The organism is Advenella sp. EE-W14, from assembly GCF_012923605.1.
Taxonomy (GTDB): domain Bacteria; phylum Pseudomonadota; class Gammaproteobacteria; order Burkholderiales; family Burkholderiaceae_B; genus Advenella; species Advenella alkanexedens.
In genome coordinates, this window is record NZ_JAAVNG010000012.1 from 151,218 (window position 1) to 162,986 (window position 11,769).

The 11,769-nt window shown below is 48.4% G+C and carries 10 protein-coding genes; 2 read left to right on the forward strand and 8 right to left on the reverse strand.

Going from position 1 to position 11,769, the window contains the following annotated elements:
- Window positions 1–3 precede the first annotated feature (3 nt).
- The gene (locus tag HCX92_RS11670; RefSeq protein ID WP_169295140.1) at window positions 4–2,877 is read right to left on the reverse strand and encodes a 2-oxoglutarate dehydrogenase E1 component; all 2,874 of its coding nucleotides are present in this window, start codon (window positions 2,875–2,877) and stop codon (window positions 4–6) included.
- Between the two features lie 288 nt (window positions 2,878–3,165).
- Here HCX92_RS11670 and HCX92_RS11675 point away from each other — a divergent pair, with 288 nt between their 5' ends.
- Both HCX92_RS11675 and HCX92_RS11680 read left to right on the forward strand, forming a co-directional pair.
- Window positions 3,166–5,448 carry an NADP-dependent malic enzyme gene (locus HCX92_RS11675; RefSeq protein ID WP_169295141.1) on the forward strand — a complete coding sequence of 761 codons (2,283 nt, stop codon included), beginning with the start codon at window positions 3,166–3,168 and terminating at the stop codon, window positions 5,446–5,448.
- Between the two features lie 3 nt (window positions 5,449–5,451).
- Window positions 5,452–5,850 carry a DoxX family protein gene (locus HCX92_RS11680; RefSeq protein WP_169295142.1) on the forward strand — a complete coding sequence of 133 codons (399 nt, stop codon included), beginning with the start codon at window positions 5,452–5,454 and terminating at the stop codon, window positions 5,848–5,850.
- A 99-nt stretch (window positions 5,851–5,949) separates the two neighbouring features.
- On the opposite strand, the gene HCX92_RS11685 is transcribed toward HCX92_RS11680, so the two are convergent.
- From HCX92_RS11685 to HCX92_RS11715, 7 genes are all read right to left on the reverse strand, one after another.
- A complete protein-coding gene (locus HCX92_RS11685) occupies window positions 5,950–7,260 on the reverse strand; it encodes a citrate synthase (RefSeq protein WP_169295143.1) in 1,311 nt (436 codons plus the stop codon).
- 46 nt (window positions 7,261–7,306) lie between these two features.
- A complete protein-coding gene (locus HCX92_RS11690; RefSeq protein ID WP_169295144.1) occupies window positions 7,307–7,567 on the reverse strand; it encodes a succinate dehydrogenase assembly factor 2 in 261 nt (86 codons plus the stop codon).
- Window positions 7,568–7,578: 11 nt separating this feature from the next.
- Window positions 7,579–8,295: a succinate dehydrogenase iron-sulfur subunit gene (locus tag HCX92_RS11695; protein WP_169295145.1), complete on the reverse strand. Its 717-nt coding sequence runs from the start codon at window positions 8,293–8,295 to the stop codon at window positions 7,579–7,581.
- Window positions 8,296–8,305: 10 nt separating this feature from the next.
- Window positions 8,306–10,084, reverse strand: a complete 1,779-nt coding sequence (sdhA, locus tag HCX92_RS11700) for a succinate dehydrogenase flavoprotein subunit (RefSeq protein ID WP_169295146.1) — start codon at window positions 10,082–10,084, stop codon at window positions 8,306–8,308.
- A 3-nt stretch (window positions 10,085–10,087) separates the two neighbouring features.
- Complete coding sequence (gene sdhD, locus HCX92_RS11705) at window positions 10,088–10,468, reverse strand: succinate dehydrogenase, hydrophobic membrane anchor protein (protein ID WP_169295147.1); 381 nt, start codon at window positions 10,466–10,468, stop codon at window positions 10,088–10,090.
- Window positions 10,468–10,884: a succinate dehydrogenase, cytochrome b556 subunit gene (gene sdhC, locus HCX92_RS11710; protein WP_169295148.1), complete on the reverse strand. Its 417-nt coding sequence runs from the start codon at window positions 10,882–10,884 to the stop codon at window positions 10,468–10,470. The genes sdhD and sdhC overlap by 1 nt, the downstream gene beginning before the upstream one ends.
- Before the next feature lie 89 nt (window positions 10,885–10,973).
- Window positions 10,974–11,738: a GntR family transcriptional regulator gene (locus tag HCX92_RS11715; RefSeq protein ID WP_169295149.1), complete on the reverse strand. Its 765-nt coding sequence runs from the start codon at window positions 11,736–11,738 to the stop codon at window positions 10,974–10,976.
- Window positions 11,739–11,769 lie beyond the last annotated feature (31 nt).

Here is an 11,769-nt window from a genome sequence, read left to right on the forward strand (position 1 = left end):
CAATTACTTGGTTAGGATAAAACCTTTTAATTTCGGCGCAAATGCCTGTTCAATAAGCGCTTTTTGCTGCTCTACGTGTTTAGCCATGTAGCCAACCGCTGGAGAAGAAGAAGCATTGCGGCCTGCATAAGACAGTTTCTGACCGGCAGTCATGTTCTCATACAGATGATGCTGAATATAGAACCATGGTCCTTGGTTCTGAGGTTCATCCTGAACCCAAACAACTTCTGTGGCATTAGGATATTTTTTTATTTCCGCTTCAAATGCCTTGTGGGCAAACGGATACAACTGCTCAACACGAATAATGGCCACATCATTGGCTTCGCGTTCAGTACGGGCATTAACCAGATCGTAATAAACCTTACCTGAACAAACCAGAATACGCTTGACTTGCTCTGCCTTGATTTCCGTGTTGACTTCAGGAATGACCGTCTGGAATTCACCAGAGGACAAATCAGTTAACGGAGAAGTTGCATCTTTGTTACGCAGCAGTGATTTTGGTGTAAAGATGACCAAAGGCTTGCGGAACTGACGAATCATCTGGCGACGCAACAAATGGAAAATCTGGGCAGCATTGGTAGGCTGAACCACTTGCATGTTATTGTCGGCACACAGTTGCAGGAAGCGCTCGATACGGGCAGATGAGTGTTCTGGGCCCTGCCCTTCGTAACCGTGTGGCAGCATCATGGTCAGACCGCATTGACGGCCCCATTTTGCCTCACCGGAGGAAATGAACTGGTCAATGACAACCTGGGCACCGTTGACGAAGTCGCCAAACTGGGCTTCCCAGATAGTCAGTGTATTGGGTTCTGAACAGGCATAACCATATTCAAAGCCCAGCACCGCTTCTTCAGACAGCACAGAGTCGATAACGGTAAAGGGAGCCTGATTCTCGGTGACGTTCTGCAGGGGAATATATGTACCATCGTCCCAGCGCTCACGTTTTTGATCGTGCAATACCGCGTGACGGTGAGTAAATGTGCCACGACCTGAGTCCTGACCGGTAATACGCACGGCATAACCTGAAGCAACCAAAGTTGCAAATGCCAGGTGCTCACCCATACCCCAGTCGAGGTTTTGCTCGCCTTCAGCCATTTTGCGACGGTCGTTCAACAGTTTCTTGACCAGATTATGAGGTGTAAAGTTTTCTGGAATCGTGGTGATTTTTTCACCAATACGCTTGAGCTCTGCCAACGGAACGGCTGTATCGGCATGGTCTGTCCACTTGGCGCCCAGGAATGGGGTCCAGTCGATTGCGTATTTGTTTTTGTAGTCTGTCAATACAGGCTCAACGGTTTTCTGGCCGTCTTCCATTAACTGACGATACTCCTTGACCATTTGGTCGGGGCCGTCGGCATCAAGCACGCCTTGGGCAACCAGTTTGTCACCGTACAGTTTACGTGTACCGGGATGAACACTGATGCTTTTGTACATCAATGGCTGTGTCAATGCCGGGGTATCTTGCTCGTTATGACCCAGTTTGCGGAAGCAAATGATATCGATTACGACGTCATGACCGAACTCCATGCGATAGTCAACCGCCAGTTGGGAAACGAAAGCAACCGCTTCAGGATCATCACCGTTTACGTGGAAAACGGGCGCTTCAATCATTTTGACAACGTCTGTACAATACAGGGTTGAACGCACGTCGCGTGGATCAGAAGTGGTGAAGCCGATTTGGTTATTAATCACGATATGAATCGTGCCACCGGTGCCATAACCACGGGTTTGCGCAAGGTTAAGGGTTTCCATAACCACGCCCTGACCGGCAAACGCCGAGTCACCGTGCACCAGTACGGGCAGAACCTGCTGCTTGCCATTTTCACGGCGCTCTTGACGCGCACGTGCACTACCCTCTACGACCGGGTTGACAATTTCCAGGTGGGACGGGTTAAAGGCCAAAGACAGGTGAACCGGGCCGCTAGGGGTAGACAGGTCACTGGAGAAGCCGTTATGGTATTTCACGTCACCATCGGTCAGGCCTTCAGCATGCTTGCCTTCAAACTCGGCAAACAGGTCACCAGGCATTTTGCCCATGATATTGACCAGCATGTTAAGACGACCACGGTGAGCCATGCCTACTACGATTTCGTGCACGCCACGGGCGGCTGAGTGATTGACGATTTCATCCATGGAGGCGATAAAGCTTTCACCACCCTCAAGAGAGAATCGTTTTTGACCTACATACTTGGTATGCAGGAAACGCTCAAGACCTTCGGCTTCAGTCAGCTGCTGCAGAATACGTTTTTTCTGCTCTGCATCAAAATTGGGATTGCTTTGAATGGATTCCAGGCGTTCCTGGACCCAGCGCTTGGCGGCAGGATCGGACATATGCATGAATTCGGCACCAATGCTGCGGCAGTAAGTATCGCGCAGGGCATTGAGAATTTCACGCAGAGTCATGGTTGTTTTCTTGGTGAAGTAGGTATTCGTTGCAGAGTACACATCATCAAGGTCGGCTTCGGTCAGACCGTAAAAGGCTGGATCGAGCTCGCGGATTTCGGGGCGTTCACGACGTTTCAGGGGATCCAGGGTTGCCAGACGCACACCCAATGAACGGTAAGCAGCAATCAGAGACTGCACATGCAGTTGTTTGCTGGCCACTTCAAGGTTGGGAGGTGCAATTTGCTGAACGGCAAAAGCATTGGCTTTGGCACGCTGGGCAAATGAAGTAATGACAGAACTGTGATTTTGATCGCGGGTTCCCGTGGAGCCGTCGGTTGCGGGCAAATGCTGCAACTGATCAAAATAAGCACGCCATTCTTCTGGTGCTGAATCAGGATTGTCCAAGTAAGCTTCATAAAGCTCTTCGACATAGGTGGCATTGCTGCCAAATAAATAAGATGTGGATAATTTCTTTTCAATTTCCGTAGTCATAAACGCTTCACCGGTATGAGTGTTTCACCCTTTGGATGCAGGAATACCTTCCGCGTTACGGCTAGACCGAATAGCGGATAGCGGGGCAGAAGGCACGTACTAGCCTTAAAAGCCAATAACCTAAAAGTATACCCCCATTTAACAAGCTTTTCTCTATAAAGTTTTCAAAAACAAAAGATTATTAATGCTTACTGACTGGCAAATTGGTATATTTGTATAATTCGTTGCTTTATAAACACGATTAGTTTTAATTTATCAAACTAAAAATACAATAGGGTCTTCTCTACTATGAATCACGATTTCACTAAATTGGCACTGGACTATCACGCCCACCCTACTCCCGGCAAGATTTCAGTGACACCAACCAAGCCACTGGCCAACCAGGACGATCTTTCCCTGGCTTATTCTCCCGGTGTGGCTGCGGCCTGTATGGCCATCTTTAATGACGGTGACGAAGCGGCCTCTAAATACACGTCCCGCTCCAATCTGGTTGGCGTGATTACTAACGGTACGGCAGTACTTGGCCTGGGCAATATTGGCCCGCTTGCCGCCAAACCGGTCATGGAAGGAAAAGGATGCCTGTTCAAGAAGTTTGCCGGTGTGGATGTTTTTGACATCGAACTTGCCGAACACGACCCCGACAAACTGGTCGATATTATTGCCGCACTTGAGCCTACTTTGGGCGGGGTCAATCTGGAAGACATCAAAGCCCCCGAGTGTTTCTACATTGAGAAAAAATTGCGTGAGCGCATGCGCATCCCCGTGTTTCATGATGACCAGCACGGTACCGCCATCATTTCTTCAGCTGCTGTTCTGAATGGACTTAAAATTGTCAACAAGAATCCGGCAGACGTCAAACTGGTCTGCTCAGGCGCTGGTGCCGCTGCCATTGCCTGCCTCGACTTACTTGTCAAGGTCGGCATCAACAAAGAAAACATTTATGTTTGTGACTCCCGTGGCGTGATCTGGAAAGGACGCGATGAAAACATGGAAGAGAACAAGACTCGCTACGCCCAGGATACCGATGCGCGCACCCTGGCCGATGTCATTAAAAACGCCGATGTTTTCCTGGGTTGCTCCACTGCGGGTGTTCTTACCAAAGACATGGTCAAGTCCATGGGCAATCAACCCCTGATTCTGGCCCTTGCCAATCCCGACCCTGAAATTCTTCCCGAAGATGCCAAAGAAGCACGCCCCGACTGTATTATTGCCACCGGCCGTTCCGACTATCCCAACCAGGTCAACAACGTACTGTGCTTCCCATTCATTTTCCGCGGTGCGCTTGATGTTGGCGCCACCCGCATTACCGAAGAAATGAAACTGGCCTGCGTTACCGCCATTGCTGAATTGGCTCAAGCTGAACAAAATGATGAAGTCGCCTCGGTTTACCAGGATCAGGACCTGAATTTCGGCCCTGAATACATCATTCCCAAACCGTTTGACCCACGTCTTATTGTACAAATTGCACCCGCTATTGCACAGGCTGCCATGGACTCTGGCGTGGCCACACGCCCCATTGAGGACATGGATGCCTACCGCAGCCAGCTGATGAGTTTTATCTACCACTCCGGACAGTTGATGCGTCCTTTGTACAAACAGGCAAAATCAGCCCCCAAACGGGTTGTTTTCGCGGATGGCGAAGATGAGCGTGTCCTGCATGCCGCCCAAACCGTTATCGACGAAAAACTGGCTTACCCCATCCTGGTCGGCCGTCCTTCCGTCATCAACATGCGTATTGAAAAACTGGGCCTGCGCCTGATTAACGGGAAAAACATTGAGATTGTCAATCCGGAAGATGACGACCGTTTCAATGAAACCTGGCAAGCCTACTATAAACTGAAAGCACGGGATGGCGTTACTCCCAACATTGCCAAAGCCATGGTTCGCAAACACAATACGCTTATTGGTGTCATGCTTATGGAACGCGGTGATGCCGATGCCATGATTTGTGGCGTTTCAAGCAAGTTTGACAACCAGCTTAAATATGTCGAAGAGGTCATTGGCCTGAAACCCGGCGCCCAGACTTTTGCCGCCATGAACGTGCTCATGTTGCCTGATGAAACCCTGTTCATTTGCGATACACACGTTAATGAAAACCCAAGTGCCGAACAAATTGCCGACATTACCATTCAGGCTGCCGAAGAAATGATTCGCTTTGGCATCACACCCAAAATCGCGCTATTGTCCCACTCCAACTTTGGCAGCCGCCCAAGCGAATCATCCCGAAAAATGGCCCGCGCCCGTGAAATTATTGCCGAACGCGCACCATTACTGGAAGTGGACGGCGAAATGCATGCCGACTCTGCCCTGTCAGAAAAAATCCGGCTTAATGCTTTCCCCGACTCTACGCTCAAAGGACGTGCCAATCTGTTAATCATGCCAAACCTGGACACTGGCAATATTACCTATAACATGCTGAAAATGACGGGAAGCAATGGTATTGCGATGGGTCCTGTCCTGCTGGGCGCAGCAAAACCGGTACATATCCTTACCACCAGCGCAACCACACGCCGTATTGTCAATATGACCGCACTGGCCGTTGTTGACGCGCAGCAATCACAAGGAAACTAGGTTTTGTTGAAAAGCGATGATCTTGCCAAACTGCTGCTCAGACTTGGGGTGGGCTTTCTGATCCTGTTTCATGGTTTGATCAAAATCACGAACGGAATCGATCCGCTCATTGGCATGGTAACCGCCAAAGGCTTGCCCGCATTTATCGCCTATGGCGTTTATGCGGGCGAGGTCATTGCGCCAATCATGGTCATTATTGGCCTTTATACACGCCCTGCCGCCCTGGTCATTGCAGTGAATATGCTATTTGCCTTTTTCCTTGTCCATATGGGGCAACTGTCTTCATTCAGCCGCTCGGGCGGCTGGGTACCCGAATTACCCGCTCTTTTTCTGGTGGGTGCGCTGGTTATTTTTCTGGGTGGTGCAGGCAAATACTGCATAAATACGCCTTATAACAACTGATGCCTTATAACAACTGATCGTTTTTTTCCCAAATAAAAAGCCCTTCAGGAATTATCCTGAAGGGCTTTTTCAAACTGGCTGGAAATACCGGGCAAAAAATTAGCGCTTGGAAATTTCCACTACATCACGAGCAATCTCACCGGTAAACAGCTGACGGGGACGACCGATCTTGTATGCAGGATCAGAGATCATTTCGTTCCACTGCGCAACCCAGCCTACTGTACGTGCCAAAGCAAAAATTGCCGTGAACAAAGAAGTAGGAATACCGATTGCACGCTGAACAATACCAGAGTAGAAGTCAACGTTAGGATACAGTTTACGTTCAACGAAGTATGGATCCTCAAGAGCGATACGCTCCAGTTCCATGGCCAACTTGAACAGAGGATCATTCTCGAGACCCAGGGCAGTCAGGACTTCTTTACATGTTTCCTGCATTAATTTGGCACGTGGATCATAATTTTTGTACACACGGTGACCAAAGCCCATCAAGCGAACACCTGATTCCTTGTCTTTAACCTGCTCCATGAATTCGCCCACTTTCGCAATGCCACCATTGGCTTGAATTTGCTCAAGCATGTTCAGGCAAGCTTCATTGGCACCACCATGAGCTGGCCCCCACAAGCAGGCAACACCTGCAGCAATCGCTGCAAATGGGTTGGTACCTGAAGAGCCGCATAGACGCACAGTAGAAGTAGACGCATTTTGCTCGTGATCGGCATGCAAGATAAAGATGCGATCAAGAGCACGCTCAACAACGTCATTAACCTTGTAATCTTCACAAGGTGTTGCAAACATCATGCGCAGGAAATTACCTGTATATGACAAATCATTCTGAGGATAGATGAAAGGCTGACCCTGAGAATACTTATAGGTCATTGCCACCAATGTAGGCATTTTGGCCAACAGCCTAATGGCTGAAATGTGGCGATGCTCTGGATTGGTAATATCGGTAGAATCATGGTAGAAAGCAGCCATCGCACCTACCAGACCCGTCATGATGGCCATAGGGTGCGCATCACGGCGGAAGCCACGCAGGAAAAACTGCATTTGCTCGTTAACCATGGTGTGATAGGTAACCTGATGATTGAAATCGGCTTTTTGTTTCTCATTTGGCAACTCGCCATTCAACAGCAAGTAGCTGGTTTCCATGAAGTCGCAATTAACAGCCAACTGCTCGATTGGATAACCACGGTACAACAATTGACCTTTATCACCATCGATGTAGGTAATGGCAGACTCACATGATGCCGTAGACAGGAATCCTGGGTCATAGGTAAACATGCCTGTCTGACCGTACAACTTGCGAATGTCTATAACATCTGGACCCACTGTACCTTGGTACACTGGAAATTCAACGGGATTACTACCATCGGAAAAGCTGAGCGTAGCTTTTTTTTCAGACAATTTCATCTATATTCCTTATTAGTTTATACAACACGATAATTTTTTACTCACCTTACCCTGCACGCATCAGACCGATCAGACGGTTTATATTAGGCGTATCATAGTCACCTTCTGGCTCTGAACGCGCCAACAAAAGGTCGAGTAAATTGTTATCATCCAGCTCAAAAAGTTGAGTCAGGGACTTTACATCTTCGTTGGTTAACGAAGATTCATAACGATCCAAAAATTTGGTAATGATCAAATCGTTTTCTAGAAGTCCCCGACGAGCCCGCCAACGAAGGCGGGCCCGTTCCAATTCCGTTAATTTGTCCATAAACAAACTACTTAGATTGAACGGCGAACCAGCATTTCCTTGATCTTGCCGATTGCTTTTGTTGGGTTCAATCCTTTAGGACAAACATCAACACAATTCATGATTGTGTGACAACGGAATAAACGGTACGGATCTTCAAGATCGTCCAGACGCTCTGCAGTAGCCTGGTCACGACTGTCTGCAATAAAGCGATAAGCATTCAACAAGCCTGCAGGACCTACAAATTTATCTGGATTCCACCAGAAAGACGGACAGGAGGTAGAGCAGCATGCACAAAGAATACACTCATACAAACCATCCAGCTCCTCACGAGCCTCGGGAGTTTGCAGGCGCTCTTTTTCTGGTGGCGGTGTTTCGTTAATCAGATACGGACGAATTGAGTGATACTGATTGAAGAAGTGCGTCATATCCACGATCAGGTCACGAATAACCGGCAAACCAGGCAATGGACGAAGAACGATCGGCTCTTTCAGGTCACGCAGATTGGTGGTGCATGCCAAGCCGTTTTTACCGTTGATATTCATGGCATCTGAACCACAAACCCCTTCACGGCAAGAACGACGGATTGCAAGACTGTCATCAACGTCATTTTTAATGCGAACAATCGCATCAAGCAACATTTTGTCTGTAGGCTGAAGCTCGACGTCAAGCTTTTGCATGTAGGGACGCTCGTCCTTATCAGGATCGTAGCGGTAAATTTCAAATTTGACGATACGTTTAGTACTCATAATATCCTGCTTAGAAAGTGCGTGCTTTAGGTGGGAATGACTCAACAGTCAGTGGTTTCATGTGAACCGGTTTGTATTCCAGGCGGCCATCTGAAGAATGCCACAAGGTATGTTTCAACCAGTTTTCATCATCACGTTCCGGATGATCATTCAGTGCATGGGCACCACGGCTTTCAGTGCGATTGGCTGCTGATTTAATGGTTGCACGCGCTACTTCAATCATGTTCTCAACTTCAAGCGCCTCAACACGTGCCGTGTTGAACACTTTTGACTTGTCTTTGAAACTGATGCGTTTGACCTGCTCTGCCAGTTCGTCGATTTGACCCACACCTTCGTTCAGCAGTTTCAATGTACGGAATACACCACAGTGCTGCTGCATTGAAACACGAATGCTATTGGCAACGTCCTGTACTTTCTCACCGGAAGTCCGGGTTTCAAGAGCATTGACACGAGCCAGGGAAGCTTCTACAGACTCTTTAGCCAGAGGCTGGTGTTCACGTTGTTTTTCCGGATGAGAGTCAACAATGTGATTACCGGCTGCACGACCGAAAATAACCAGATCAAGTAAAGAATTGGTACCCAGGCGGTTAGCACCGTGTACCGATACGGCCGCACATTCACCAATGGCGTACAGACCGTTAACCACTTTTTCTTCGCCATTTTCCCAGGTAACAACCTGACCATGATAGTTGGCAGGAATACCACCCATTTGATAGTGAATGGTTGGCACAACAGGAATAGGCTCTTTAATGGGGTCGACGTTACCGAACTTGATCGCAATTTCACGAATGGATGGCAAACGTTTGTTAATGACGTCGGCACCCAAGTGATCCAGTTTCAACACAACGTAGTTGCCATCCGGACCACAGCCGCGACCTTCCTTGATTTCCTGGTCCATTGAGCGGGACACGAAGTCACGTGGAGCCAAGTCTTTAAGGGTAGGTGCATAACGCTCCATGAAGCGCTCACCGTCTTTATTGAGCAGGATACCCCCCTCACCGCGAACACCCTCAGTAATCAGCACGCCCGCACCGGCAACACCGGTTGGGTGGAATTGCCAGAATTCCATATCTTGCAGGCAGATGCCAGCGCGCGCCGCCATACCAAGACCGTCACCGGTATTGATGAATGCGTTGGTGGAAGCGGCCCAGATACGACCTGCACCACCTGTTGCCAGAATGGTTTTCTTGGCTTCAAGGATATAAATATCACCTGTTTCCATTTCCAGGGCAGTCACACCCAGAACATCACCGGCATCGTTACGGATCAGGTCAAGCGCCATCCATTCCACGAAGAAGTGGGTTTTGGCTGCAACGTTACGCTGATACAGTGTGTGCAACAAGGCATGACCGGTACGGTCAGCAGCGGCACAGGCGCGTTGCACAGGCTTTTCACCAAAATTGGCGGTATGACCACCAAATGGACGCTGGTAAATTGTGCCATCAGCATTACGGTCAAAAGGCATACCAAAGTGTTCAAGCTCGTAAACCGCTTCGGGAGCCTGACGACACATGAATTCGATAGCATCCTGGTCACCGAGCCAGTCGGAACCTTTGATGGTATCGTACATGTGCCAGTACCAGTTATCTTCGCTCATATTACCCAAAGATGCACCAATACCACCTTGAGCCGCTACAGTGTGCGAACGGGTTGGAAACACTTTGGATAAAACAGCAACTTTAAGACCAGCCTGCGCAAGCTGCAAGGAACAACGCATACCGGCCCCGCCGGCGCCCACAACCACCGCATCAAACTGGCGGCGTGGCAATGAAGAATTAATTGCGACCACGGCTTATAGACTCCAAACAATATTCGCGAAAAACAAGACTGAACCAATTAACCACAATACGGTTAATACATGCAGGGCCACACGAAGGCCTGCCGGTTTCACATAGTCCATCCAAATGTCACGTACACCTACCCAGGCATGCCAGGCCAGAGAGAAAAAAGCCAGCGTGGCTGAGATTTGACCCAAAGGCAAGCCAAAACAGGTAAAGGTGAAGAAACCTTTCCATGACTCATAGTTGATGGATGTGAACAGGGCACAGATCAGGAATAAAACAGAATAAACAGCCAGGATGACCGCAGTCATGCGCTGGACGAGAAAATCAAATGAGCCATAGTGTGCACCCACAACCAGGCGTTTCCTACCGATTTGTTCATGAGTTGCCATTACAGAGCTCCAAACAGTTTAATTGCAAAAATCAGGGTAAGGGCAATACTTGTACCCAAAACAATCGCTGCACTTTTCTGGGCGGATACTTTATCCATGCCGATATGCAAATCAAGGGTCAGGTACCGGATACCGGCACACAAGTGATGCATGAAGCCCCACAAAATAACCAGCAGAATGAGTTTCAGCAAGAAGCCACCAAACCCGCTTCCCAAAGCCTCAAAGCTTTCTGGTGATGCCACACTGGCAGCAAAAAGAGGTATCAGAATAATAGGTAAGCTTAAAAACAGAAGTGCGCCACTGATACGGTGCAAAATTGACACTTTACCGGCAGTGGGCAGGCGGTATTTAACTGCAATAAGCTCTAAATCGAGATTGCGAAATTCCCGACGTGGCTTTGACGTAGAGTCTGACATAACGGCCTCAAAATAATGAAACGATATATAACAAAAAACAAACCCGGCCAATATTACTTCTTTTGAACCGGCACTAACCAAAACGGCCTCTAGTTTAAACTATTTCTGTAATGATATTGATCGGTCAGATAAAATCCCCTGCGAATTTCCATGGGCCGATCTCCATAAGTATAAGAGACACGATCCACCTGCAACAAAGGAAAACCTTCAGAAACATTGAGAAAATCAGCTATTTGCGGACTTGCCGCAACAGCCCTTATCTTCTCCTCCGCCCGAACCATACTGACACCAAATTTTGTCTCAAACAAACCATAAAGCGGCCCTTTGTTATGAATCAGTATCTCGCTGGTAAGCCCTTTGAAGACATCGGCAGGCAACCAGATTTCATCGATAACGCTTGGCCGGTTACCCAAATTCATAATGCGCTTTATATATATAAGCGTATCTCCAGAACGAATTTCGAGCATGCGAGCCATTTCCTGTGTTGCCTTTTGCCGGCTACATTCAAGTATTGTACTTTGTGCACGCTGATTATTTTCGGGATTATCGGGAGTAAGCCGCAAAAAACGGTAGCGAACCTGGGCTTCATGGTGAGTGGCAACAAACGTGCCTTTACCCTGACGTCTGATCAACAGATTCTCGGCGGCCAGTTCATCAATTGCCTTGCGCACGGTTCCCTGACTGACCTGAAACCGGGAGGCAAGGTCTAGCTCACTGGGAATGCTTTCGCCGGGCTTCCATTCACCGGCATGCAAACTTTGTACAAGCAACGCTTTGATTTGCTTATACAAAGGACTGAAAGCGGCACCACTAATGGCGCCACCTTTGCCGGTTAAGGATGATGACACTGACATATTTACAGAATAATGAAAACCTGAATTAACG